Source organism: Arthrobacter globiformis, assembly GCF_030817195.1.
Lineage (GTDB): Bacteria > Actinomycetota > Actinomycetes > Actinomycetales > Micrococcaceae > Arthrobacter > Arthrobacter globiformis_D.
The window spans coordinates 3,452,857-3,478,855 of the sequence record NZ_JAUSYZ010000001.1 but is presented as its reverse complement, the minus strand read 5'-3'; the positions used below and the strand labels follow the sequence as shown (position 1 = coordinate 3,478,855).

The 25,999-nt window shown below is 66.7% G+C and carries 21 protein-coding genes, 2 tRNA genes and 1 riboswitch; of the genes, 22 read left to right on the top strand and 1 reads right to left on the bottom strand.

Annotated features, from left to right (window positions below; all coding sequences use genetic code 11):
* The first annotated feature begins 214 nt into the window (after positions 1-214).
* Genes ileS through ndk form a run of 4 tightly spaced genes read left to right on the top strand, consistent with a single transcriptional unit; the run spans position 215 to position 5,834 of the window.
* Positions 215-3,544 carry an isoleucine--tRNA ligase gene (ileS, locus tag QF036_RS15785; protein WP_307103345.1) on the top strand — a complete coding sequence of 1,110 codons (3,330 nt, stop codon included), beginning with the start codon at positions 215-217 and terminating at the stop codon, positions 3,542-3,544.
* Positions 3,545-3,547: 3 nt separating this feature from the next.
* On the top strand, positions 3,548-4,909 hold the full coding sequence (locus QF036_RS15780; protein WP_307103343.1) for a bifunctional folylpolyglutamate synthase/dihydrofolate synthase: 1,362 nt from the start codon (positions 3,548-3,550) through the stop codon (positions 4,907-4,909).
* Complete coding sequence (locus QF036_RS15775; protein ID WP_307103341.1) at positions 4,909-5,373, top strand: DUF4233 domain-containing protein; 465 nt, start codon at positions 4,909-4,911, stop codon at positions 5,371-5,373. The genes QF036_RS15780 and QF036_RS15775 overlap by 1 nt, the downstream gene beginning before the upstream one ends.
* Positions 5,374-5,414: 41 nt before the next feature.
* Positions 5,415-5,834 carry a nucleoside-diphosphate kinase gene (ndk, locus tag QF036_RS15770; protein ID WP_003803412.1) on the top strand — a complete coding sequence of 140 codons (420 nt, stop codon included), beginning with the start codon at positions 5,415-5,417 and terminating at the stop codon, positions 5,832-5,834.
* Positions 5,835-6,016: 182 nt separating this feature from the next.
* On the opposite strand, the gene QF036_RS15765 is transcribed toward ndk, so the two are convergent.
* A complete protein-coding gene (locus QF036_RS15765) occupies positions 6,017-6,700 on the bottom strand; it encodes a vitamin K epoxide reductase family protein (protein ID WP_307103339.1) in 684 nt (227 codons plus the stop codon).
* A gap of 456 nt (positions 6,701-7,156) precedes the next feature.
* On the opposite strand from QF036_RS15765, the gene QF036_RS15760 reads away from it, so the two are divergent.
* The 18 genes from QF036_RS15760 (at position 7,157) to QF036_RS15675 (ending at position 25,994) form a co-directional block, all read left to right on the top strand.
* On the top strand, positions 7,157-10,459 hold the full coding sequence (locus QF036_RS15760) for an Rne/Rng family ribonuclease (protein WP_307103338.1): 3,303 nt from the start codon (positions 7,157-7,159) through the stop codon (positions 10,457-10,459).
* Positions 10,460-10,648: 189 nt separating this feature from the next.
* Positions 10,649-10,745: riboswitch (TPP riboswitch) on the top strand.
* A complete protein-coding gene (gene thiD / locus QF036_RS15755; RefSeq protein ID WP_307103336.1) occupies positions 10,728-12,293 on the top strand; it encodes a bifunctional hydroxymethylpyrimidine kinase/phosphomethylpyrimidine kinase in 1,566 nt (521 codons plus the stop codon). It overlaps the preceding riboswitch by 18 nt.
* 328 nt (positions 12,294-12,621) lie before the next feature.
* Positions 12,622-12,930 (top strand): 50S ribosomal protein L21, encoded by a 309-nt coding sequence (gene rplU, locus QF036_RS15750; protein WP_003803420.1) that lies wholly within the window; start codon positions 12,622-12,624, stop codon positions 12,928-12,930.
* Between the two features lie 60 nt (positions 12,931-12,990).
* Complete coding sequence (rpmA, locus tag QF036_RS15745) at positions 12,991-13,254, top strand: 50S ribosomal protein L27 (protein WP_003803426.1); 264 nt, start codon at positions 12,991-12,993, stop codon at positions 13,252-13,254.
* A gap of 117 nt (positions 13,255-13,371) precedes the next feature.
* Entirely contained in the window at positions 13,372-14,961 is a 1,590-nt protein-coding gene (gene obgE, locus QF036_RS15740) for a GTPase ObgE (RefSeq protein WP_307103334.1), read from the top strand.
* Between the two features lie 64 nt (positions 14,962-15,025).
* Positions 15,026-16,123 carry a glutamate 5-kinase gene (gene proB, locus QF036_RS15735; RefSeq protein ID WP_307105947.1) on the top strand — a complete coding sequence of 366 codons (1,098 nt, stop codon included), beginning with the start codon at positions 15,026-15,028 and terminating at the stop codon, positions 16,121-16,123.
* 26 nt (positions 16,124-16,149) lie between these two features.
* Entirely contained in the window at positions 16,150-17,499 is a 1,350-nt protein-coding gene (locus QF036_RS15730; protein ID WP_307103332.1) for a glutamate-5-semialdehyde dehydrogenase, read from the top strand.
* 79 nt (positions 17,500-17,578) lie between these two features.
* A complete protein-coding gene (locus tag QF036_RS15725) occupies positions 17,579-17,803 on the top strand; it encodes a hypothetical protein (protein ID WP_307103330.1) in 225 nt (74 codons plus the stop codon).
* The gene (gene nadD / locus QF036_RS15720) at positions 17,742-18,473 is read left to right on the top strand and encodes a nicotinate-nucleotide adenylyltransferase (protein ID WP_307103329.1); all 732 of its coding nucleotides are present in this window, start codon (positions 17,742-17,744) and stop codon (positions 18,471-18,473) included. The genes QF036_RS15725 and nadD overlap by 62 nt, the downstream gene beginning before the upstream one ends.
* Before the next feature lie 7 nt (positions 18,474-18,480).
* Positions 18,481-19,845, top strand: a complete 1,365-nt coding sequence (locus QF036_RS15715; RefSeq protein WP_307103327.1) for a hypothetical protein — start codon at positions 18,481-18,483, stop codon at positions 19,843-19,845.
* A 48-nt stretch (positions 19,846-19,893) separates the two neighbouring features.
* Entirely contained in the window at positions 19,894-20,295 is a 402-nt protein-coding gene (gene rsfS / locus QF036_RS15710) for a ribosome silencing factor (protein WP_003803440.1), read from the top strand.
* Positions 20,296-20,428: 133 nt separating this feature from the next.
* Positions 20,429-20,501, top strand: a tRNA-Ala gene (locus QF036_RS15705).
* 191 nt (positions 20,502-20,692) lie between these two features.
* Positions 20,693-20,768, top strand: a tRNA-Ala gene (locus tag QF036_RS15700).
* A 138-nt stretch (positions 20,769-20,906) separates the two neighbouring features.
* Positions 20,907-21,437: a hypothetical protein gene (locus tag QF036_RS15695; RefSeq protein ID WP_307103325.1), complete on the top strand. Its 531-nt coding sequence runs from the start codon at positions 20,907-20,909 to the stop codon at positions 21,435-21,437.
* Between the two features lie 81 nt (positions 21,438-21,518).
* Complete coding sequence (locus tag QF036_RS15690) at positions 21,519-22,115, top strand: hypothetical protein (RefSeq protein ID WP_307103323.1); 597 nt, start codon at positions 21,519-21,521, stop codon at positions 22,113-22,115.
* Between the two features lie 120 nt (positions 22,116-22,235).
* On the top strand, positions 22,236-23,399 hold the full coding sequence (locus QF036_RS15685; RefSeq protein ID WP_307103321.1) for an NAD(P)-binding domain-containing protein: 1,164 nt from the start codon (positions 22,236-22,238) through the stop codon (positions 23,397-23,399).
* 72 nt (positions 23,400-23,471) lie between these two features.
* Positions 23,472-24,620: a class I SAM-dependent methyltransferase gene (locus tag QF036_RS15680; protein WP_307103320.1), complete on the top strand. Its 1,149-nt coding sequence runs from the start codon at positions 23,472-23,474 to the stop codon at positions 24,618-24,620.
* A gap of 120 nt (positions 24,621-24,740) precedes the next feature.
* Positions 24,741-25,994, top strand: coding sequence for an ROK family transcriptional regulator (locus QF036_RS15675; RefSeq protein ID WP_307103318.1), 1,254 nt, complete (start codon positions 24,741-24,743; stop codon positions 25,992-25,994).
* Positions 25,995-25,999 lie beyond the last annotated feature (5 nt).

Here is a 25,999-nt window from a genome sequence, read left to right as displayed (position 1 = left end):
TGCGGACAAACCGATCGCGGGGGACCAGGCCAGTAGAACCGGACGGGTAAGCCCGTCACAGCAGCAAATGAGCGGCCGCCGTCGAACTCCCTCGGGGTTGGGTAGCGGTAAGTGAGGTGGTACCGCGGTGCCGGTGCAGTCGCATGACTGCGCACGCGCCGTCCTCGCATCCTGAATGTTCCACATGTTCACCAGCTCAACCCAGGATGTCGAGATGACGTATTACCCCAAGGCCTCAGCAGTCCCGTCCGGTCCGGGCTCCTCTGCAGGAGTGTCCGCCTCCGTGAAGTTCCCGGAGATCGAAGAGCGGATCCTCAAGTACTGGGACGAGGACGGAACCTTCCAGGCAAGCATTGACCAGCGCAGCGCCGACCTTCCCGGCGGCGCCCCCGGCAGCAACGAATTCGTCTTCTACGACGGCCCACCCTTCGCCAACGGACTGCCGCACTACGGCCACCTGCTCACCGGCTACGCCAAGGACCTGGTAGGCCGCTACCAGACGCAGCGCGGAAAACGCGTTGAACGCCGCTTCGGCTGGGACACCCACGGCCTGCCCGCCGAGCTGGAAGCCATGAAACAGCTGGGCATGACGGACAAGACCCAGATCGAGGCCATGGGCATCGACAAGTTCAACGACGCCTGCCGCGCCTCCGTGATGAAGTACGCCAACGAATGGCAGGCGTACGTCACCCGCCAGGCCCGCTGGGTGGACTTCGACAACGACTACAAGACGCTCAACGTCGAGTACATGGAGTCCGTGCTGTGGGCTTTCAAACAGCTGCACGAGAAGGGCCTGACCTACAACGGCTACCGCGTGCTGCCGTACTGCTGGAAGGACGAGACGCCGCTGTCCAACCATGAGCTGCGCATGGATGACGACGTCTACAAGAACCGCCAGGACCAGACCGTCACGGTGACCTTCCCCGTCAAAGCGGGGGAGTCGGAACTGTCCCAGCAGCTGTCCGGTGTGCAGGCGCTCGCCTGGACCACCACGCCCTGGACGCTGCCCACCAACCTGGCGCTCGCCGTCGGGCCTTCCATCAGCTACGCCGTTCTGCCCGCCGGACCGAACGGCGTCAAGGCGGCCTCGGCGGAGGCGCCGGTCACCGGCAGCTTCTTGCTCGCCGAGGACCTGCTGGGCACCTACGCGAAGGACCTCGGATACGACGACGCCGCTGCCGCGGCCGCCGCCGTCACGTCCACCCACACCGGCGCCGAACTCGAAGGGCTCAGCTACGAGCCGCTCTGGCACGACTTCGCCGACACGGAAAAGTACGGCACCCAGAACGCCTGGCAGTTCCTCGTGGCGGATTACGTCACCACCACCGACGGAACCGGCATCGTCCACCAGGCCCCGGCCTACGGTGAGGACGACCAGAAGGTCTGTGAGGAAGCTGGCATCCCCGTGGTCCTCTCCGTGGACGAGGGCGCCAGGTTCCTGCACCTGTTCGCCCATGGGGACCTGCACGACATCGTCGGGCTACAGGTCTTCGAAGCCAACAAGCCCATCACCCAGGTGCTCCGTGCCCAGGGCCGCCTGGTCCGCCAGGCCAGCTACGAGCACAGCTACCCGCACTGCTGGCGCTGCCGCAACCCGTTGATCTACCGCGCGGTCTCCTCCTGGTACGTCGAGGTCACCAAGTTCCGCGACCGGATGTCCGAGCTGAACCAGGAGATTAACTGGATCCCCGGCAACGTCAAGGACGGCCAGTTCGGCAAGTGGCTCGCCAACGCCCGGGACTGGTCGATCAGCCGCAACCGCTACTGGGGCAGCCCCATCCCGGTGTGGCAGTCCAGCGATCCCGAGTACCCGCGCACGGACGTGTACGGCTCCCTCGCGGAAATCGAGGCCGACTTCGGCCGGCTGCCGCTGAACAAGGATGGCCAGGTCGACCTGCACCGGCCCTTTATTGACGAACTGACCCGGCCCAACCCGGACGACCCCCGCACTCCCGAAGAGGGCCAGTCGGTCATGCGCCGCGTGGAGGACGTGCTGGACGTCTGGTTCGACTCCGGCTCCATGCCCTACGGCCAGGTGCACTACCCGTTCGAGAACGAGGCCTGGTTCGACACCCACAACCCGGCCGACTTCATCGTGGAGTACATCGGACAGACCCGCGGCTGGTTCTACATGCTGCACATCCTGTCCACCGCGCTGTTTGACCGCCCGGCCTTCCGGAACGTCATCAGCCACGGCATCGTGCTGGGCTCCGACGGCCAGAAGATGTCCAAGAGCCTGCGCAACTACCCGGACGTCTCCGAAGTACTGGACCGCGACGGCTCCGACGCCATGCGGTGGTTCCTCATGTCCAGCCCCATCCTGCGCGGCGGCAACCTCGTGGTCACCGAACAGGGCATCCGTGACGGCGTCCGCCAGGTCATCCTGCCGCTGTGGAACGTGTACAGCTTTTTCACCCTGTACACGAACGCAGCGAAGGGCGGCAACGGCTACGACGCCCAGCTGCGGTACGACGGCTACACGGACACAATGGACCAGTACCTGCTGGCCAACACGGGCGACCTCGTCCGGAACATGACAGCCCAGCTGGACACCTACGACATCTCGGGGGCCTGCGACGAACTCCGCAGTTACCTGGACATGCTCACCAACTGGTACGTCCGCCGCAGCCGGCAGCGCTTCTTCGACGAGAATGCCGACGCCTTCGACGCCCTGTACACCGCCCTGGAAGCGGTCTGCCGCGTGGCTGCCCCGCTGCTGCCGCTGGTCTCCGAGGAGATCTGGCGCGGCCTCACCGGCGGCCGCTCCGTGCACCTCGCCGACTGGCCGGACCCCGAACTGTTCCCGTCCAACGCCGCGCTGGTCGAGGCGATGGACCGCGTGCAGCAGATCTGCTCCACCGGCTCCTCGCTGCGGAAGGCCGCCAACCTGCGCGTCCGCCTGCCGCTGCAGGAACTCACCGTCGTGGCACCCGGTGCAGATGCGCTGGAAGGCTTTGCCGCCGTCGTCGCCGACGAACTGAACCTGCGCTCGGTCCGCCTGCTGGATGCCGCCAGCGCCTCCCCGGAAGAGTTCGGCATCGAGCAGAAACTCGTGGTCAACGCCCGGGCCGCCGGCCCGCGTCTCGGCAAGAACGTGCAGCTGGCCATCAAGGGTTCCAAGTCCGGCGACTGGTCCGTCTCCGACGCCGGTGTCGTCACCGCGGGCGGCCTTGAGCTGGAACCGCAGGAGTACACGCTGGAGACGGTGGTGGCAGAGTCCGACGGCGGTTCCGCCTCCGCGTCTTCTGCTGCCGCAGTATTGCCCACCGGCGGCTTCGTGGTGCTCAACACCGAGCTCACCCCCGAGCTTGAGGCCGAAGGCCTGGCCCGTGACATGGTCAGAGCCATCCAGCAGGCCCGCAAGGACGCCGCGCTGAACGTGAGCGACCGGATCCGGACCACCGTGAACGCCGCGCAGAACGTCATCGACGCCCTGCTGGCGAACGCCGAGCTGGTGAAGACCGAAACGCTGACGCTCGAGCTGGAGGCCGTGCCGGCCGACGCCGCGGAACCGCGCATCACCGTCCAAAAAGTGGGGGCCTGAGACATGACCGACGAATTCTCCGTGGAGAGCGTCTACGCCGAGCTGCTGGGCCGGGCGCCCGAAAACAAGATGGAGCCCCGGCTTGCGCCGCTGTTCCGCGCCATGGACGTGCTGGGGGAGCCGAACAAGGCCTACCCGATCATCCACATCACCGGCACCAACGGTAAAACGTCCACGGCCCGGATGATCGAGGCCGGCCTGCGCGCCCACGGCCTCAGCACCGGGCGCTACACCAGCCCGCACCTGTCCAAGGTGACGGAGCGGATCAGCCTGGACGGCGCGCCCGTCTCCGACGAGACGTTCGTGCGCATCTGGGACGAGATCCGGCCCTACCTGCAGATCGTGGACGACGAACTCACCGCCGAGGGCCAGCCCCGGCTGACTTACTTCGAGTGCCTGACCATCCTGGCTTTCGCCGTGTTCGCCGACCAGCCGGTCAACGTGGCGATCATGGAGGTGGGGCTCGGCGGCATCACCGACGCCACCAACGTGGGCGACGGCCAGGTGTCCGTGGTGACCCCGATCTCCCTCGACCACACCGACCTGCTGGGCGACACCACCGAGGACATCGCCTATGAGAAAGCCGGCATCATCAAGCCCGGCGGCTTCCTCGTCAGCGCGGCCCAGCCGCTGGATGCCGCGCAGGTCCTGCTGGAGAAGGCCAAGGAGGTGCAGGTGCCGTTCCGCTTCGAAGGCGTGGAATTCGGCGTCGAGTCCCGGCAGGTCGCCGTGGGTGGCCAGGTGGTGACGATCCAGGGCATCGCCGGACGCTACCCGGACCTCATGGTCCCGCTGCACGGCGCCCACCAGGCCGAGAACGCCGCCGTGGCCGTGGCCGCGCTGGAGGCGTTCCTTGGCGGCGGGGAGAAGGAGCTGTCCCTGGAGGTCCTGCAGGAGGCATTCGCCACCGTCTCGTCCCCGGGCCGGCTCGAGGTGATGCGGACAGCCCCCACCATCATCGTGGACGCTGCCCACAACCCGGACGGCATCCGGGCCTCGGCCGAGGCAATCCAGGAGGCTTTCAGCTTCAGCAAGCTGGTGGTCGTGGTGGGCGTGCTCAAGGATAAGGACGCCGGGGAGATCCTGCGCCAGCTCAAGGAATCACTGGGCGACCTCGCGGAGGAATTCTGCTTCACCCAGTCCAATTCCCCGCGGGCGGTGCCTGCAGCGGAACTGGCGGAGCTCGCCGTCGACCTCGGCTTTGGCGAGGAAAACGTGCACATCGCCGAAAAGCTGGACGACGCACTGGAGTGGGCCGTTGAGCGCGCCGAAGCCAACGACGACCTCGCCGGCGGCGTGCTGGTGACCGGGTCGATCACGCTGGTGGCGGACGCCCGCATCCTGCTTGGCAAGGCAGCCGCCTGATGGCGCGGCTCACCAAGGCCCAGCGTGAATGGCGCCCGGGGATGCCCAAGAAGCGCCGGTCCACCAAGGTCATGTTCGCCTCTACGGTCCTGCTGCTGGAAGCCTTCGTGGTCTTCTTCGCCACGCTGGCCGTATTCGGCCTGCGCCGTGCCGAGATCTCCCCGGCGCTGATCCTCTCGGTGGGCATCGGTCTGAGCGTGGTGATGATCCTGGCCTGCGCCGTGCTGTCCAAGCCGTGGGGCATCGGGCTGGGCTGGGTCCTGCAGCTGGTGCTCATCCTCAGCGGCTTCGCGGAACCCATGATGTTCCTCGTGGGCGCGCTGTTCGCCCTCGCCTGGTGGTACGGCATCCGGGCCGGCATCCGGATTGACCGCGAGTCCGCCCAGCGGGACCGCGAGCAGGCCGAGTGGGAGGCCGCCCACCCGGAGGCCTCCGGCAATGAAGGCACCGGCCAGACCCCGTAGACTTACCGTCGAAACCCACAACCAACCTCATTGGAGCACCTGTGAGCATTGAGCGCACCCTTGTCCTGATCAAGCCGGACGGCGTCACCCGTAACCTGACGGGCGAAATCCTCAAGAGGATCGAAGCCAAGGGCTACACCCTGGCCGAACTCAAGAAGACCAACGCCAGCCGGGAACTGCTTGAGCAGCACTACGAGGAGCACGTGGGCAAGCCGTTCTACGAGCCGCTCGTGGAGTTCATGCTCAGCGGCCCCGTAGTCGCAGCGATCTTCGAAGGCCACCGCGTCATTGAAGGCTTCCGGTCGCTGGCCGGCACCACCGACCCCACGACGGCGGCCCCCGGCACGATCCGCGGCGACTTCGGCCGCGACTGGGGCCTGAAGGTCCAGCAGAACCTCGTCCACGGCTCGGACTCGGTGGACTCGGCCGAGCGCGAAATCAAGATCTGGTTCCAGGCCTAAAACCTCCCGCCAGCTGACCGCGCCGGCAGGTTAAGCGCGAACGTACAGTTGTGGCCCCTCACTCCTCGGAGTGGGGGGCCACAACTGTACGTTCGCGCTGATGAGCGGGGCTTAAATGTGCGTTCGCGCTGCCAGAAGCCTGAGGTGCCTAGAAGCCTGCGGTGCCTAGAAGCTTGAGGTGCCTAGAAGCCTGAGGTGCCGGCGAACACCTGGATGAACGCGAAGAAGATCGTCGCAATCACGGCAACGTAGAGCAGCGCCGTGATGATCCAGCCCGAGTCGCCCAGGATCCGGGCCAGGCCTGCCGGCGCCGGAATCACGCCGTGGACTACGTTCCGCACGGTCACCCAGACAAAGAGCGGAATCATCGCTGCCCAAACAACCATGCAGAACGGGCACAGGATGCGGATGGAGTACAGCGCCTGGGACCACAGCCACACCACGAAGATGAAGCCGAGCGTGATGCCGGCCTGCAGCCCAAGCCAGTACCAGCGGGCGAACCGGGCGCCGGCGAGCAGCGCCATTCCCGCGGTGATCGTGATGGCGAAGGCGACAATTCCAATGAACATATTCGGGAAGCCGAAGAGTGAACTCTGCCATGTCTGCATGACCTGCCCGCAAGAAATCCAGGGGTTCACATCGCAGACGGTGGCGTGGTTGGGATCCTTGAGGACCTCGAGCTTTTCCAGCACCAGGATGCCGGATGCCAGCCAGCCCACGACGCCGGTGATGACCAGCAGCCAGCCGAAGGGGCGGTCGCGTGTCATGGCCGGTACGGCGGCACCGGCCGAAGCCGCGGCAGGCCCGGCACCGTCCTGGTGGTCCTGGTCGTAGTCCGTGCCTGTGGAAGGCGATATGCGTGGCATGGGATGGCGTCCTTTGTCCGGGGTGCTCCTGCCCAGATTGTATCGCCGCCAGCTTGGGGCAGTCTGTACTCACCGTCAAAGGCCGCATTGACCGGCTTTGTCACACAATTACAGCGTATTTGAACAGCAATATGAGAGAATAAACGTGGCTGGAGCGCGAACCACATTCGAACTCCAGTCCGGTGGCTTGTTCCCAAGACCGCCAATGAGCAGTGGTGCAGGCTTTGGAAAGAAGATCCAGCCTCCCACCTTGCATTGGACGGCACCTGGTTGTGGTTGTCAGAACAACGGGTTCCAGTAACAATCCCGCCGGCCTGTCAGGCCTGCCGCACCCCACTGCCGGTGCGAGCCTGCTGGTATCCAATTGACTTCTGTCAATGCCTGCGGGTTTTGACAATATGTGCCCCAATGGGTGCCGAATGTGGCGGTACGTCAGGGGCAGGAGTGTTGCCACATATGGATAATGACCAGGTTATAGCCGTGAATGTTGAACCGGCTGCCGCCGGCGAAGCCGCCGCCGAGGCTCCCAAGAAAGCCACCAGGACCCGGCGCAAGACACCGCCCAAGGCCACAGCACTGGACGCGGAGTCCGCGGCGTCGTCGGAAACTGCAGCGGCTGATGCCGCAGTGCCGGAGTCCGCTGTCGCGGAAAGCGCGGAAGCCCCGGCAAAGACCCCGGTGCGCCGGACCCGCGCCCGGAAGAAGGTTGCCGAAGAGCCGCTGCCCGCTTTTGCGGAAGCCGCCGGGGCCGAAGTAGATGTGCAGGAAGCCGGGGAACAGGCAGCCGCCACGGAGCCGGCAGTCGAGGCTGCGGCCGTTCCGGCCGCCGACGAACCTTCTGCAGAGGAACCTTCTGCCGAGTCAAAGCCTGTGCGCCGCCGCCGGGCAACAAAGCCGAAAGCCGCGGAGCCGGCCGAAAGCCCCGCTGAGCCGGCGGAGTCTGCCGAGCCTGCCGCTGCCGTGACTTCCGCTGAGGCGGCATCAACCGGACGGACGGAGGTGCCCGCCCCGGCCGCTGGCGTCCCTGCAGCCCAGGCAGCGCCGGCCGGAGCAGTCCCTGCCGAGCAGTCGGCTGCACAGGAAGCCGTTGCCGAGGAAGAGGCCGAAGAAGAGGCTGCCGGGCAGTCGCACCTGGGTTCCCTCTTCCTGGAGCCTGCCTCAGTTACATCCATCATTTTCCAAGCCCCTGACCTGAACACCGTCATCCGCCCTGCCGCTCCAGCCAAAGAGGACGCGGCCGCCGAGGAAGGCGAGGATGAGCTGGAGGACGAGGGCGGCCGCCGCCGGCGGCGCAGCCGCGGCCGCCGCGGCCGCAGCCGGACCGACCGCGAGGTCACCGACGGCGATGATGGAACAGACGATTCCGACGAAGCCGGCGAAGATGAGGGTGCGCAGCCGGAAGACGGCGTGACGTCCCGCCGTCGTCGCCGCCGCCGCCGCGGTGACCAGGACCTGGAACTGACCGGCGGGGGAGACGACGATCCCCCCAACACGGTCACCCGCGTCCGCGCCCCGCGGACCATCAGCGAGGCACCGGCGAGCAACCGCGTGACCAGCGTCAAGGGATCCACCCGCCTGGAGGCCAAGAAGCAGCGCCGCCGCGAATCGCGGGACACCGGCCGCCGCCGCACCGTGATTACCGAGGCCGAGTTCCTGGCCCGCCGGGAATCCGTGGACCGCCAGATGATCGTCCGCCAGCGCGACGACAGAATCCAGATCGGCGTCCTGGAAGACGGCGTCCTGGCTGAGCATTTCGTCTCCAAGACGCAGCAGGACTCCCTGATCGGCAACGTCTACCTGGGCAAGGTCCAGAACGTCCTGCCGTCCATGGAAGCCGCTTTCGTCGACATCGGACGCGGCCGCAACGCCGTGCTGTACGCCGGTGAGGTCAACTGGGACGCAGCCACCCTTGAAGGCAAGCAGCGCCGGATCGAAAACGCGCTGAAGTCCGGCGACTCCGTCCTGGTCCAGGTCACCAAGGATCCGGTGGGCCACAAGGGTGCACGGCTCACCAGCCAGATCTCCCTGCCCGGCCGGTATCTCGTGTACGTCCCCGGCGGGTCCATGACCGGCATCTCCCGCAAGCTGCCCGACGTCGAACGGAACCGCCTGAAGCGGATCCTCAAGGACCGCCTCCCCGAGGACGCGGGCGTCATTGTGCGGACGGCCGCTGAAGGCGCCTCCGAAGAGGAACTGACCCACGACATCAACCGTCTCCGTGCCCAGTGGGAGGGGATTGAGAGCCAGGCGAAGTCCACCAAGGTACTCGCCCCCGAACTGCTCTACGGCGAACCGGACCTGACCATCAAGGTGGTGCGGGACGTCTTCAACGAGGACTTCTCCAAGCTGATCGTGTCCGGCGACGAAGCGTGGGACACCATCGAGGCCTACGTCACCTACGTTGCTCCGGATCTGGTGGGCCGGCTCGAAAAGTGGACCAAGGACGAGGACATCTTCTCCGCCTGGCGCATTGACGAGCAGATCCACAAGGCCCTGGACCGCAAGGTCTTCCTGCCGTCCGGCGGCTCGCTGGTCATTGACCGGACCGAGGCCATGACTGTGGTTGACGTCAACACCGGCAAGTTCACCGGCAGCGGCGGCAACCTCGAAGAGACGGTCACCAAGAACAACCTGGAGGCAGCCGAGGAAGTTGTCCGCCAGCTGCGGCTGCGCGACATCGGCGGCATCATCGTCATCGACTTCATCGACATGGTGCTGGAATCCAACCGCGACCTTGTCCTGCGCCGCCTGGTGGAATGCCTGGGCCGCGACCGGACAAAGCACCAGGTGGCCGAAGTGACCTCCCTGGGACTCGTGCAGATGACGCGCAAGCGCATGGGCACCGGGCTCCTGGAAGTCTTCGGCGAGCAGTGCGAGGCATGCGCCGGCCGGGGCGTCGTCACCCATGACGAGCCGGTAGAGCACCGCCGCGCCAACACCGTGGCCGCGGAGCACCACGTGCACCGCGCAGAAGTCCAGCCCCCTGCCCGTTCCGAGCGGAAGCGCCGCCGCGGCAAGGGGGGACAGCCGTCCTTCGAGCCTGCACCGGCTGCCCCTGCCGCCGTGCACCACCCGGAACCGTCGGAAGCAGAACGCCACGCCAAGGCTGAAGCGACCCGCGCTGCCCTTGCCAACATCGCGGCAGCAGCCCACGCCGCCCACCTGCACGAGGAAGCAGCGCACAGCGCCGCAGCGTCGGGTGAGGCCGCACGGCCGGCTGCACCCGCGGCCGCAGGACCGGAAAGCCCCGTGGTGCACCGCGCTCCGGAAACGGAGAGCGTCTCCGGACGGCCCGGCGCCGTGCTCACCTTCGGCGGCGAGAAAGTCATTCTTCCGTTTGTCGATCACAGCGAGGTGCCGGCCAAGGAAGCGCCGGCGCTGACGCTGCACCGCCTGGAGGAAGCCTTCGCGCACCTCGGTGCTCCGGCCGCCCCCGCCGAGGAGGAGGCTCCCGCCACGGCCCGGCCGGCAAGCCAGCAGCCGGAGAGCCAGCAGCCGGAAGGCCAGCGCGCTGAAAGCCCTGTTGCGCCGTCCCACAGCCGCCGTCCGCGCCGCAACCGCAGTGCCAGCCGCGCCCAGGGTGCAGCCAATGAGACATCCGTGGAACACCACGAGGTTGCTCCGATGGCAGCTGCCGGGCACTCGCACGAGGCCAAGGCGCCGGAGGCAGGCAATGCGCAGGGAACGCCCAAGGCGACTCAGCAGTCCGCCAGCGAACCCATCATCCTGGGCGTCGGGGTACCTGCCTCAGAGCTCTAGGACCAGCGAACTCTGAGCTGACTCACGGAAAGGTCCGGCACCGCGCCTGCGATGCCGGACCTTTGGGGTTCCCGGGGGATGTGGCACGGGCCAGTGCTCGATCAAAGTCCAGGCGGCGGGGCACAGCCCGCGGAAGCCTGTCGCAAACGTCAAATTCCGTGTCCCGGCCCGGACGAACCGCTAGGCTGGGGGACTGACACGGGGTGCCGCGCACGGGCCGGCTGAGATCCAAACCCGTTGAACCTGTCCGGTTAGCACCGGCGAAGGGATGTCTTCCTTGTCATCAGCATCACTCCTGCCCGCACCCGCGGCTGCTGCCGGTTCCCTTCTGGAAACCGTGGCGCCGGCCGCTCCGACCTCCCGCGACATTCCCCGGGTCCTGGCCATTGCGGGCTCGGATCCGTCCGGCGGCGCAGGCATCCAGGCCGACCTGAAAAGTATTGCCGCCCACGGTGGCTACGGAATGGCCGCCATAACGGCCCTCACCGCCCAGAACACCACCGGCGTGCGGGGCGTGCACGTTCCGCCGGCAACCTTCCTGTCAGCGCAACTGGACGCCGTCAGCGACGACATCCAGGTGGACGCCGTGAAGATCGGCATGCTCGGCGATGCACAAGTGATTGCCGCAGTCCGCAGCTGGCTCGAAAAGGTGCGGCCCGGCGTCGTGGTTGTGGATCCGGTGATGGTGGCCACCAGCGGTGACCGCCTCCTTCAGGAGTCCGCGGAGGCAGCACTCGGCGAACTGCTGCCGCTGGCGGACCTGATCACCCCCAACCTGCCCGAACTGGCCATGCTGCTCGGGGAACCGGAGGCCGCGGACTGGACCGGCGCCCTTGACCAGGGCAGGCGGCTCGCGGCCCGGACCGGTGCCACGGTCCTCGTCAAAGGCGGTCACCTGAACGGCTCAACCTGTCCGGATGCCCTCGTGAACACGGCCGGGCTGCTGTCTGCGGAGGCGGTGGAGTTTGCGGGCGAACGGATCATCACGCGGAACAGCCACGGCACCGGGTGCTCGCTCTCCTCGGCCATGGCCACGGCCCAGGCACGGCTGGGCGACTGGGAGGCGTCACTGCGGGCGGTCAAGCCCTGGCTGGCCGGGGCCCTCCGTACCTCCGGGCAGCTGGAGGTCGGCGCAGGCAACGGACCGATCAACCACTTCCACCACCTGGCCCAGCCCGAACGGAAGGGCGGGTTCGCGGAACTGCTGCGCGCTGAGACCGTTGCCGACCTGGAAGCCATCTATGGCCTGGGCTTCATCCGTGGACTCGCCGAAGGCACCCTGGTGGAGCGGGAATTCGCGTACTACCTGGCCCAGGATGCCATTTACCTCAACGGCTACTCCCGTGTCCTGGCGCGGGCCAGCGCACTCGCGCCAACCGAGTCCGAGCAGCTGTTCTGGGCGCGCTCGGCCCAGCAATGCCTTGAAGTTGAATCGGAATTGCACCGCAACTGGCTCAGTACGCGCACCGTGCAGACGGAGCTTGGCCCGGTCACGAAGGCGTACGTGGATCATCTGGTCGCGGCTTCGGCGGGCGGCAGTTACGCCGTACTGGTCGCCGCGGTCCTGCCTTGCTTCTGGCTGTACGCCGAGGTGGGAGAGACCCTGCACGCCGAATATGTGGCCGCCGGGGCGCAGGCCGGGCACCCGTACGCCGAGTGGCTGCGGACATACGCTGACGAGGAGTTCGCTGCCGCGACCCTGCGGGCCATCGAAATCGCCGACGACGCCGGCCGGGCCGCGTCGGCGGGGGAGCGTGAAGCGATGATCACCGCGTTCCGGCAGTCCTGCCGCTACGAGGTGGAATTCTTCGACGCGCCGAGCCGTCACAGCTGAGCGGAAGTGCGCGCTGCGCCGGGTAAGATAGTCGCGCACGGCATCGGATGTCCGGAACAGCGCCCGTGTGGCGCCTATCACGGACAACCCGCCGGTGCCAGCCTCATTTGCGGCCGACGACGGAATTAGCGTATTCTAGATCTTCGGTGCTTACGCCAACACTTGGGTTATGACCCGGGATCGTCCAATCGGGCTTGTTCCTGGGATAGCTCACGGGTTCCCCCCGGGCAATCCACGGCGTTGAGGCACAGCGAGAGCCAGGCCAATCATTGGACCCAGGTTCCGCACGCAAATTTAGTAATAGACGTCGAGAGAAGTGAGTGCCCAAGTGGTGTACGCGATTGTCCGCGCAGGCGGCCGCCAAGAGAAGGTTTCCGTTGGAGACTTCGTTACCCTGAACCGCGTCGCCGGTGGAGCCGGCAGCACCATTGAGCTGCCCGCGCTGCTCCTGGTAGACGGCGACAAGGTCACCTCCGCAGCTGCGGACCTGGCCAAGGTAACGGTTACGGCTGAGATCCTCCAGGACCTTCGTGGTCCGAAGATCGTCATCCAGAAGTTCAAGAACAAGACCGGTTACAAGAAGCGCCAGGGTCACCGTCAGGAACTGACCAAGGTCAAGATCACCGGTATCAAGTAACCGACGGTTACTGTTCAGGTTTTCAGCAGATTCCCCAGAATTTAAAGGCAGGCATTCCAAATGGCACATAAAAAAGGCGCGAGCTCCACTCGCAACGGTCGTGACTCCAACGCCCAGTACCTCGGCGTCAAGCGCTTCGGCGGCCAGGTAGTTTCCGCAGGCGAGATCATCGTTCGCCAGCGCGGCACCCACTTCCACCCCGGTGCAGGCGTTGGCCGCGGTGGCGACGACACGCTGTTCGCACTGCAGGCAGGCGCTGTTGAATTCGGCACCCGCCGCGGCCGTCGGGTCGTGAACATCGTTGCAGCTGCAGCTGCAGAGTAACAACAGGATCTGAACCGGTGGAGCGGGCCATGATGGCCCGCTCCACTGTTCTTTTAACCGCATTACAATCAATTTGGACGTTCAAGACGGCCGAGTTAGCAATAGAGGAGATTCACCGTGGCGAGCTTTATAGACCGGGTAGTACTGCACGTATCGGGCGGTACCGGCGGCCACGGCTGCGTCTCCGTGCACCGTGAGAAGTTCAAGCCGTTGGGCGGCCCCGACGGCGGCAACGGCGGCGACGGCGGCGACGTCATCCTGCGCGTCGACTCGCAGACCACCACGCTGCTCGACTACCACCACGCACCCCACCGGCACGCCACCAACGGCGGCCCCGGCATGGGTGACTGGCGCGGCGGCAAGAATGGCGAAACCCTGGTCCTGCCGGTTCCGGACGGAACCGTCGTCAAGACCAAGGACGGCAAGGTCCTTGCTGACCTCGTTGGCGAGGGCACCGAATTCATCGCGGCGTCCGGCGGGCAGGGCGGGCTGGGCAACGCCGCCTTGTCCTCCCAGAAGCGGCGGGCGCCGGGATTCGCCTTGCTTGGCATCGAGGGTGACGCCAGCGATATCGTCCTCGAGCTGAAGTCGATTGCCGACATCGCCCTGGTGGGGTTCCCCTCCGCCGGCAAGTCCAGCCTGATCGCGGCGATGTCTGCCGCCCGGCCGAAGATCGCCGATTATCCCTTCACCACCCTCATCCCCAACCTCGGCGTCGTGCAGGCGGGCGACGTGCGCTTCACTATCGCCGACGTCCCCGGGCTCATTGAAGGCGCAAGCGAAGGCAAGGGCCTGGGACACAACTTCCTGCGGCACGTCGAGCGGTGCGCCGCTTTGGTTCACGTTTTGGACTGCGGTACGCTGGAATCTGACAGAGATCCACTCTCCGACCTCGCCATCATCGAAGCTGAACTCGAGAAGTACGCCGTCGATATGAGCTATGCCGGCACCGACGGCGAGGTTGTTCCGCTGAACCACCGGCCCCGGCTGGTGGCTTTGAACAAGGTCGACCTGCCTGACGGCAAGGACATGGCCGAGTTCGTCCGCCCGGAGCTGGAGTCGAGGGGCTACCGCGTGTTCGAGGTTTCGGCCACGAGCCACGAAGGCCTCCGGCAACTCGGATTTGCCATGGCGGAGATCGTCAAGGCCGCCCGCGACAGTGTGGAGGCCACACCGCCGAAGGTGCACGCACCGGTACTCCGGCCCCGCGCCGTCAACGAGACCGGTTTCCGGATCCGCCGCGAGGAGAAGAACCTGGAGCCGCTGTTCCGCGTGCTGGGCGAGAAGCCCGTGCGCTGGGTCAAGCAGACGGACTTCACCAACGAGGAAGCCATTGGCTACCTTGCCGACCGGCTGGCCAAGCTCGGCGTCGAAACCGAGCTGTTCAAGCAGGGCGCGAAGCCCGGCGACACCGTAGTGATCGGTGAGGACGACGGCGTGGTGTTCGACTGGGAGCCGACCATGATGGCTGGCGCCGAGCTGCTGGCTTCGCCGCGCGGCACGGACGTCCGGTTCGCAGACATCGGCGACCGTCCCACCCGCGGCCAGAAGCGTGAGGAACAGATCGAACGCCGTGAGGCCAAAGCAGCGGCGCGTGCCGAGCTGGAAGCCGAGCGCAAGGCGGGCATCTGGACCGAATCAGTCAGTGGGCGCCGTGCAGCACGGCCGCTCAAGGAGAGTGGACTGAACACCCAACATGAGGAGTGAACCCGCACACGTGTCTGATAATTCCGCAATTGTCATCGAGGAACCAAGAACCGACGACCGCAGCATGCTCGCCAGGGCCCGCCGCATTGTCGTCAAGGTCGGATCGTCGTCGCTCACAAGCATCAAGGGCGGAATCTCCGAAGAGGCGTTGATCGAACTCTCCAATGCGCTGGCCGCCAAGAGCAACGAGGGCACCGAAATCATTCTGGTTTCCTCCGGTGCCATCTCAGCGGGGCTGGCACCTCTGGGCCTTATCAAGCGCCCGCGCGACCTGGCAACGCAGCAGGCCGCAGCCAGCGTTGGACAGGGGCTGCTCATGGCCCGCTACACCCACGCCTTCGCGGCGCACGGCGTGACCGTGAGCCAGGTGCTGCTGACCGCGGATGACCTGATGCGGCGCAGCCACCACCAGAACGCGTTCCGGGCATTGAACCGTCTGCTGAACCTGGGCGTGGTTCCCGTGGTCAACGAGAATGACACCGTAGCCACCCACAAGATCCGCTTCGGCGACAACGACCGGCTCTCGGCCCTCGTGGCCCACCTGGTCCGTGCCGATGCGCTGGTGCTGCTTTCCGACGTCGACTCCCTTTACGACGGCCCGCCCGCCAAGGGGGCCAAGCGGATCCCGCAGGTTGACGGCCCCCAGGACCTGGAAGGCGTCAACATCGGCACCCCGGGCAAGGCCGGCGTCGGCACCGGCGGCATGCAGACCAAGGTCGAGGCCGCCACGATGGCCGCCGATTCGGGCATTCCCGCCCTCGTCACGTCGACGGCCAATGCGGCCGCCGCCCTGGCCGGCGAAGACGTGGGAACGTGGTTCTCCGTCAACAGCGGCCGCAAGTCCGTGCGGATGATGTGGCTTGCCCACCTGGCGCACGTGCAGGGCCGCCTGCTTCTCGACGACGGCGCTGTGGCCGCCGTCCGGGACCACGGTGCCTCGCTGCTGCCGGCGGGTATTACGTCAGTTGAAGGCCACTTTGAATCGGGCGACGCCGTCGAAATGGTTGCGCCCGACGGCACCGTCATTGCCCGCGGCCTGGTCAACTATTCAGCCGACGAACTGCCGCAAATGCTGGGCCGCTCCACCGTGGAACTGGGGGAGTCCCTGGGCCGCGGTTTCGACCGTGAGGTTGTTCACGTTGACGACCTGGTTCTGGTCTAAGGGCCGGACTCGCCTAGACTTGAATGATGACTGAGGCACTGATGAACCAAGCAGCTGAGACATCCAACGACGCTACGAAGGTCCCCTCCCTGCCGGCAGACAGCCAGCCCGCACCGGCTGACGTCGAGTCGGCCGTCTACGCCATCGCCGACCGTTCCCGCCAGGCCGCCCGCAGCATGGGCCGCGCCAACCGGGCCTGGAAGGACAAGGCCCTGCGCGCCATCGGGGGCGCCCTGCTCGCAAACAAGCAGCAGATCCTGGCCGCGAACACCAAGGACGTGGAAGCGGGCCGCGCCAACGGCACGTCCGCCGCCCTCCTGGACCGGCTGACCCTGAACGAGACCCGCATTTCCGCCCTCGCCGACGCCCTGGAGAACCTGGCGGGGCTGCCCGATCCAGTGGGCAATGTGGTGCGCGGACAGACCCTGCCCAACGGCCTGCGCCTGCGCCAGGTGAACGTCCCCATGGGCGTCGTGGCGGCCATTTACGAGGCGCGTCCGAACGTGACGGTGGACATCGCCGGCCTGGCGCTTAAGAGCGGCAACGCCGTGATCCTCCGCGGCGGTTCGGCCGCAGCCTTCACCAACGAGGCCCTCATCCGCGTGCTGCGCGATGCCCTGGAGTCCGTTGGCCTGCCGGCCGATGCGGTGCAGACAGTGGACCAGTACGGCCGTGAGGGCGCCAATGTGCTCATGCGTGCCCGCGGACGCGTCGACGTGCTGATTCCCCGCGGCGGCCGTGAACTGATCCAGACCGTCGTCAACAATTCCTCCGTGCCGGTCATTGAGACCGGCGAGGGCAACGTCCACATCTTCATCGACGAGTCAGCCAGTGAAGACATGGCAGTGGAGATCCTCCTCAACGCCAAGACGCAGCGCCCCAGCGTCTGCAACACTGTGGAGACGCTCCTTGTGCATTCCGGCTCCACGGTTTTGCCCGCGGTCGCCGCAGCCCTGAGCAAGGCGGGTGTCCGGCTGCATGCCGATGACCGCGTGCGGGCTGCGCTTCCGGCGTCGGTGGAGTCCCTGCCGGCAACGGAAGACGACTGGGCCACCGAGTACATGGACCTGGACCTGGCCGTGGCCATGGTGGACAGCCTGGACGACGCCGTGAAGCACATCCGGGCCTGGTCGACAGGGCACACCGAAGCCATCCTGACCAATGACCTGCGAAACGCCGAGCGCTTCATCGCGGAAATCGATTCCGCTGCGGTCATCGTGAACGCGTCCACGCGGTTCACCGACGGCGGCGAATTGGGCCTGGGTGCCGAGGTCGGCATCTCCACGCAGAAGCTTCACGCCCGCGGCCCGATGGGCCTGACCGAGCTGACGACCACGAAGTGGATTGTCCAGGGCGAGGGCCAAGTCCGCGCCTGACATAGCGGTAACATAGTAAAGAAGTCCGGAACGGCGGGAATTTCCGCCGTCGTCATCCTTTTTATTCCTAGGGGAGAAAATGCTGCTCCAGCAGATTGCCGCGTCAGTTGCAGAACACGAAGAGAGGGCACCCTTGTGGGCCGAGCCGTGGGTCTTCGGCATCTCGATGTTTTCCATCTTCGTAGTGCTGATGTTCGTCACCCTCTCCTACACCAACCTCGGCAACCGCCACTCTGCGGTTGATGAGCACTCTGACCCGCACCGCCAGCACCCCAACAAGCACGACCACGGCCAGGGCCACTAACATTTCCGCCGCATTGCACCACAGGGATACGCAGCGCCGGCTGCGGCTGGGCGTGATGGGCGGGACTTTCGATCCCATCCATCACGGCCACCTTGTGGCCGCCAGCGAGGTGGCTGCCAAGTTCGGGCTCGATGAAGTCGTGTTCGTGCCTACTGGCCAGCCGTGGCAAAAGTCCAGCAAGCAGGTCAGCCAACCCGAGCACCGTTATTTGATGACGGTGATCGCCACGGCGTCGAACCCGCGGTTTACCGTCAGCCGCGTCGATGTGGACCGTCCCGGTCCCACGTACACCATCGACACGCTCCGCGACCTGCGGACGCAGCGGCCTGACGCCGACCTGTTCTTCATCACCGGCGCTGACGCTTTGGCGCAAATCCTGTCATGGAAGGACATCGACGAGCTGTGGTCGCTGGCCCACTTCGTGGGAGTGACACGGCCTGGCCATGAGCTCGACGGCATGGGCCGAAAGGACGTCAGCCTGCTCGAGGTCCCCGCGATGGCGATCTCGTCAACCGACTGCCGCGCCCGCGTTGCCGCCCATAACCCTGTCTGGTACCTGGTGCCGGACGGAGTGGTGCAGTACATCGCGAAATACGGGCTCTATGCCGCACCGGCCGGGAACTGCAGCTCCGAAACTACCGAGACAAACGATCCAGCCAGCACTGAATGAGTTTGAGATGAGTCAGGAACAGCAACCGATCCGCAGCCGCCGGGAACTGCGCAAGGCCCGGGATGAAGCCCTGGCCAGGAACCGGAACGCCGCCCCTCCGGGTGCCGGCGAGTCAGCCCCTGCCTCGAAACTTCCTGCCTCAAAAGGTCCCGCCGCAAACCCGCCTGCGTCGAAGCGTCCGGCCGCCCCGGGCTCAGGCACGTCCGCTCCTGCCGGCCCGGAGAAGACGGACTCTTCGCGTGCTTCCGAAGACAACAGGCAGGACAATGCCACTGGACGCGTGCGCCGGGTTGCGCCGGGCCCCGTGGACTCCCCGCCGGCCGGCTCAGCCGCCGAACGCTCGTCCCAAATCCGTGCCCGCGACAGGGCAGCCCTGCGCACCATCAAGGAGCTCGCCGAAAAGGAAGAGCAGCTTTCCGGCGGCGGCCCGCCGACGCGCCGTCAGCTGCGGCTGATGCAGCTCAAGGAGCAGGCGATTACGTCGGCAATGCCCGTTGTGCCGCCGGCCGACGGCGGGGCACCCACCGGGAAATCGTCCGCTTCTTCGTCCGGCTCTTCGTCGGCTACGACCGGCAAACCGGCTGCAGCCACGGGGCCCAAGCCGGCCGGCCAGCCCTCCAATGGTCAGGGCCCTCGGCCCGCGACGCCGGCGGGGGACGATCTCCCCGAGGGCATGACGGTGGAGCAGGCCCTGGAAGCGCGTGCACTCCTCGCCGAGCAGGCCAGGAACCAGATAGCCAAGATGGAACACATCGCGGCGACGGACCCTGAAGCCGTGGATCCGGAAATCCTGGCCCAGCAGATTGCCCTGGCCGAACGCGCCGCTGTGCTCAACAAGCGGGCCATGGCCAAGCAGAAGCTCGCCGAACAGAACACGCCCCAGCAGAACGGACAAAACGGTCCGTCCACCGCCAGCAACCTCGCCATGGTGACGCCGCTGGAGTTTGAACAGGTGCCCGGTGTCGACCGTCCCGTCATGAAGCGGCCGGCCACCTCGCATGTTCCCGTCGTGACAAACCCCGGGCCCCGTGTTCCGGCCCGGGGCAACCGGACAGCCAAGGCGTCTCGCACCAGCGCGCCATCCACGGGGCGGTCACGGGTCATAGCCCGGGCCGAAGCCGCGGCACGCTCGGCAGCGGCGCCTCCGGCGGGCGCCCGCCAAAACGCCTGGACCGACGAGTCCGGCGAAGACGTTACGGCGCTGCCTCCGGTGTCAGCCAAGTCCGCCTACGGGCTGGAACCCCTGGACGCAGCCACCGCCGGACTCGCCCGGGCCAACCGGTTGAGGCTGATTCAGCTTGGCGTCGTGGCGCTCGGAGTTATCGCCCTCGTCGCCGGCGTCATCATGATCATCAGCGGCCTTTCACGCTGACTTCAGCCAGTACCACCACCTACGCTTTTCATCACCACAAGGAGTCCCGTGACCGCATCCGAATCGTCCGTCACCACAGCCCGGCACGCAGCCAGGGCCGCGGCGGACAAGATCGCCCAAAACATCGTCGCCCTTGACGTCAGCGAACGCCTGGCCCTGGCGGACGTTTTCCTCATTGCCTCGGCACCCAGCGAACGCCAGGTCAACGCCATCGTCGACGGCATTGAAGAGGAACTCATCAAACAGGACCTCCGTCCGGTCCGCCGGGAAGGCCGTTCGGCCGGCCGTTGGGTCCTGCTGGACTATGCCGACGTCGTCATCCACGTACAGCATGAGGAAGACCGTGTCTTCTATGCCCTGGAGCGTCTCTGGAAGGACTGCCCGGTAGTGGACCTGCAGCTGGGAGACGACGCTTCGGCAAAGGCCGCTGCCGCCGCCGAGCAGGAATAGGCCGCGCGTCCGAATATGCCCGATTTGGAATTTTCGGAAACGCTGGTCTAAGATATTTGAGTTGCTTCGGAGAGATCCGGACCGAAGGACGGATCCCACGGGCCAAGCCCGAGGCCTGAAGCAGCAAGAATACGGGGCTGTGGCGCAGCTGGTAGCGCACCTGCATGGCATGCAGGGGGTCAGGGGTTCGAGTCCCCTCAGCTCCACCGGATGATCCGCCGGAATCGAAAGATTCCGGCGGATTTTTGTTTGCCCGAAAGTGGCGCTGACCCTGCTTTTTGGACCCCATAAACAACGTGACGGAAGCCACACGCCCTCGATTCGCGTCTTGGCGAATTCTGGACTACGCTGGTCGGGTTGCTTCGGGAAAACGCAAAGATTCCGGAGGGAACAGCTTGGGGCTGTGGCGCAGCTGGTAGCGCACCTGCATGGCATGCAGGGGGTCAGGGGTTCGAGTCCCCTCAGCTCCACCAAGTAGCCGCCGGACCATGGAACAGACCATGCACCGGCGGCTTTTCCCTTTAAGCCCGCTCTGCCGGTGCCGCCAATCTTTGACGAATCTTGGATATTCGTTGGCCCCGTCTTTCCCGCTTTGCCCTTAGGGTGGAGCCATGAAAACGGGAGCGGCCCTGGTGCTGTCCGTTGCAGGAATACTCGCAGCGGGCTCTGCCGCACTCGCCGTCAATACGCAGGTGCTCAGCGTCCCGCCCACCGGCACCGGCACCGCCAACATCGTCCTACTGCCGAATGGTCCCGTGTCACCGGCTCCTGCCTCTACTGCAGGGCCGGAGACCACACCACAGGCAACAGACACGGCCGCCGGAACGCACAAGGCGGCCACCCCTGCGAAATCCAGCCCCGCAAAGCCGGGCCCCGCAACGTCCGGTGCCGCGGCAGCAAACGCAGCGAAACCGAACCCGGCAAACTCTGCCCCGGTCATCGCGCCCGGGAATGCCGGCGGTTCCGCGGCCGCACCATCGTCATCCGGCCCCGGTGGCGGGACCGACGGCGGAGCGGTGACCGTTCAGCCTGTCCCCGTTCCGGTCAGCGCGGTCCCCGTTGAGCCGGGGGACGACAAGGGCGGCTTGCGGAAGGCACCGGAGCCCGGCGATGACAGCGGCGGCCACGGCGCCGACGACTGAACGGAAACCGCGAGGGCAATCTTGGACAAGTCTTGGATTTCCTCTGCACCTATCCTCGACAGCGAATTCCTACTGTAGGCCATGAAGACACGAGCAGCCCTCGCACTATCCGTAGCCGGCATTCTCCTCACCGGAGGTGCCGCCTTCGCCACCACCCAGTCGCTGAGCAACACCGGCCCGGGTACCAGTGACGACACCAGGAGCGTCCCCGTAACGGACGACACTGCCACCAGAACCCCGGTCCCCGCCGTCAGCTCCGCCACGGCAACCGCGAAGGCCAGTGATGACACGCAAGCTGACCACAGGAAGGCATCAGCGGCCAAGAAGGCGTCCAAGCCGGCTGAACCGGGCGACGACAAGGGTGGTCTTCGGACCGCCGCGGACCCCGGTGATGACAACGGCGGAGCCGCGGCGGCGGCGGCCGAGAATTTCGTCGGCAGCGGTTCCCTCTCCATAGAACCGGGTGACGACAAGGGCGGCCTTCGGACCATCCCGGAGCCCGGCGATGACAAGGGCGGTCTCCGTTCAGACCAGGCCCCCCGGGTGGCGGAACCCGGCGACGACCACGGCGGGCTGCGGACGACGCCCGAGCCCGGCGACGACAAGGGCGGGGACCACAACGCCGCAGAGCCCGGCGACGACAGCAGCGGAAGCGGCGGCCACGGCAGCGACGACTGAGAAACGGGATTACCGACCGACAGTTCAAAAGGGTCCTCCTGCACCTTGGTGTCCAGGAGGACCCTTCGCGTGCCGACGACGGGCGGCAGCCCGGGTCGGGACGGCGCCTAGGATGAAGACGTGGAGCGGATCAACGAGCCGGGGAGCGGCAGGGCCACCCGGAACGCCGACGTTGTGGTCATCGGTGCAGGGCAGGCCGGCCTTTCCGCCGCTTTCCACCTGGCCCGCCGCGGTTTCACGCCCGCCGTGGCCGCAGAACGGCCGGGGGATCCGGCGTCGGCTGCCGGTCCAGGGCGGACCTACGCGGTGCTGGACGCGGAGGACGGGCCGGGCGGAGCCTGGCGGCACCGCTGGAAGAGCCTGCTTATGGCCACGGTCAACGGCATCAGCGACCTTCCCGGACTACCGCAACCGGACGTCGACCCGGCGGAACCGAGTTCCGCTTTCCTCAGCCGCTACTTCGCCGCCTACGAACAGGAGGTCGGTCTGGCCGTCGAGCGGCCCGTCAAGGTGCTCGCCGTCGAACGCGAAGACGCTGATCCGGCCGGGCGGCTCAGGATCACCACGTCCGACGGCGGTTGGGCGGCGCGGGCAGTCATCAACGCCACTGGAACGTGGACGAGGCCCTTCTGGCCGATCTACCCGGGTCAGTTCACGTTCGGCGGCCGTCAGTTGCATGTGGCCGACTATGTGTCCGCCGAGGAGTTCCGGGGCCTGCACGTCATCGTTGTTGGCGGCGGGATTTCCGCCGTCGGTCTGCTGGACGAAATCTCCAAGGTCACCTCGACAAGCTGGTTCACGCGCCGCGAGCCCGTGTGGCGGGACGGGTTCGACCGGCAGGCCGGGCACGACGCCGTCGCACTGGTGGAAGACCGGGTACGGCAGGGGCTGCCGCCGCAAAGCGTCGTGGCTGCCACCGGACTCATCTGGACTCCGGCCCTGCGGGCGGCAGCCGCGCGCGGCGTGCTGGACCGGCGGCCGATGTTCACCGCGATAGAACCGGGCGGCGTCCGGTTGGCGGACGGCGGGTTCCTCGCGGCGGACGTGATTCTGTGGGCCACGGGTTTCCGCGCCGAGCTGGAGCATCTGGCACCGCTGCACCTACGGGGACCAGGCGGCGGGATTGCCATGGAAGGAACGCAGGTGGCGGCGGAACCCCGGGTGCACCTGGTGGGCTACGGCCCGTCGTCGTCCACCATCGGCGCAAACCGCGCCGGCAGGGCAGCGGTGACGGAAATCCTCAAACTCCTGGCGGCCCCCGCAGCCGCGGCGGATCCACGGTAGATTTGCACAGGTGAATTTTGCACAGGCGGTTTTCCGCCCTGGCAGCAAGCAAGGAAGAGGCGGCGGCAACACGTGACAGGCAATGGTCTTGGGCAGGTCCTGGGCTCGCTTCGAAGGCACCCGGATGTCGAGGCCGCCAACCTTCAGGCGTGGGACGCCACCGACTCCCTCCTGCTGGACGCCGCCTCGGATCTGCTCACCCCGGACAGCACGGTTGCCGTCATCGGGGACAACTACGGGGCGCTCACGCTCGGGCTGCTGGCCGGCGGTGCCGGCCCGGTGCCGGCCGAGGTCAGGGTCCACCAGGACCTGGTGACGGGGGAGCGGGCGCTGCGCAACAATGCGGCGGCCCTGGGAATAGCGGCAGGATTTACCCAGCTGCCGCTCGGCGCCGAACTGCTGTCCGGCGCGGACCTGGTGCTGCTGCAGCTTCCCAAGACGCTCGCTGAACTGGAAGAGGTTTCCGACGCCGTTGCCCGGCACGCGCCTGCCGGTGCTGTTTTGCTATCCGGTGGCCGGGTAAAGCACATGTCCCTCGGCATGAATGCGGTGCTGGGAAAGTACTTCGGCACTGTCCAGCCGCAGCTCGCCCGGCAAAAATCACGGCTTCTCATTGCCTCGGACCTGTTGCGTGCGGAGGGAACTCCGCCCTATCCCGTGACGGAACACAACGCCGAACTCGATCTGGACATCTGCGCGCACGGGGCCGTTTTCGCGGGCACCCGTCTGGACATTGGAACCCGGTTCCTGCTGACGTTCCTGCCGGAGATCCCTGCCGTCGCGAGGGCCGTGGACCTGGGTTGCGGCACCGGGATCCTGGCAGCCATGTACGCCCGCCGGAACCCCGGAGCCGAGGTCCTGGCCACGGACCGGTCCGCGGCCGCAGTGGCGTCGGCAGGGGCAACTGCCCGGGCCAACGGCCTGGCCGCCAGCATCACGGCCGTCCAGGATGACGCAATGAGCACCCTTCCTGCCGGAAGCGCGGACCTGATCCTCCTCAACCCGCCGTTCCACCTCGGCTCCAGTGTCCACGCCGGAGCGGGGCTGAAGCTGTTCGAGGCAGCGGGCCGGGTGCTGGCGCCCGGAGGCCAGCTCTGGACGGTTTTCAACAGCCACCTGCGCTATGTGCCGGCCCTGGAGCGGCTGGTTGGGCCCACCACGGTGAAGGGCCGGAACCCCAAATTCACGGTGGCCGCCAGTGTCAGTCGAGCCGCCGGTTGAGCGCCGCCGGCCGTCATCGAACCGCCCTGCGCCGCCCGGCGCGTGGGCGTACCCGTTACCCGGGGCGTAACGTACGATTCAGACATTGATAGTGGCCAACAGCAGATGATAGGGGAATCCTTGACCGAGATCCGCCAGCCCTCACCGAGGCGCGGAACCAACCTGCCCCGGATGGGCGACTTCAACCTGACTGTCATCCTTGATGCCATCCGCCGTGCCGCCGGAGGGCTCAGCCGCGTGGAACTGGCCCAAATCGTGGGCCTGTCCCCGCAAACCATTTCGAACATCTCCCGGCGGCTGCTGGACCAGCATCTCATCGTTGAGGCCGGCAAAGAGGGCAGCGGACCCGGCAAGCCACGGACCATCCTGCGCCTGAATCCCGCCGGCATGTACGCGGTGGGTGTGCACCTGGACCCTGCTGTGGCAACGTTCGTTGTCCTGGATCTGCTGGGCGCAGTGGTCCAGCATTCGAGCCTGAAAACGCCGGACAGTTCCCAGCCCGAGGCAGTCATTACCGCCATCGCCACCGAAATCGACAAGCTGATCGAGGCCTCGGGCGTGGACCGGGCCAAGATTGCAGGACTGGGCGTGGCGGCGCCAGGCCCCATCGACCACGACAACGGACGGGTGGTGGAGCCGCCGCTCCTTGATGGCTGGGACAGTGTGCCGCTCCGGGATGCGCTGGCCGAGGCAACGGGCCTGTCCGTACTTATGGACAAGGACGTCACCAGTGCTGCGGTCGCCGAAACCTGGGCCGGCGGGGCCAGCGGCGCCGGCAGCTTTGTTTTCATGTACATGGGCACCGGCATCGGCTGCGGCATCGTCCTCAACGACGAGGTTGTCCGCGGCACATCGGGCAACGCCGGCGAGATCGGCCACATCATCGTTGATCCGGATGGAGCCCCCTGCGACTGCGGGCTGCGCGGCTGCGTCAAGTCCACCTGTATTCCGCAGGTCCTGGTCGCGCAGGCCCAGGCCGCCGGCATACTGGATGAGCCCGGCACCGCCACCAGCGGCTCTGCCGTCCAGGAACGGTTCGCCATGCTCTGCGAAGCCGCCGACGCCGGCAACAGCCAAGCGGCCGCCATCATCGACAAGTCAGCCGAACTCGTGGCCCGGGCGGCGTCAGCGGTGGCCAACACCCTGGACGTGGACCGGGTGGTGTTCGGTGGCCCCTTCTGGCCGCTGCTGTCCGGACGCTACCTGGAGAAGATCCCCGGCCTGATCCAGCAAAGCAGCGACACCGGCAACATCCACGCCGTCGAAGTGGTGGGCACAGGCGTGGGGGAGGACGTGGGAGCCGTGGGTGCTGCCTGCCTGGTCCTAGAACACACCCTTGCGCCCCGGGCCCAGCGGCTGCTCCTTGAGGGCTAGACATG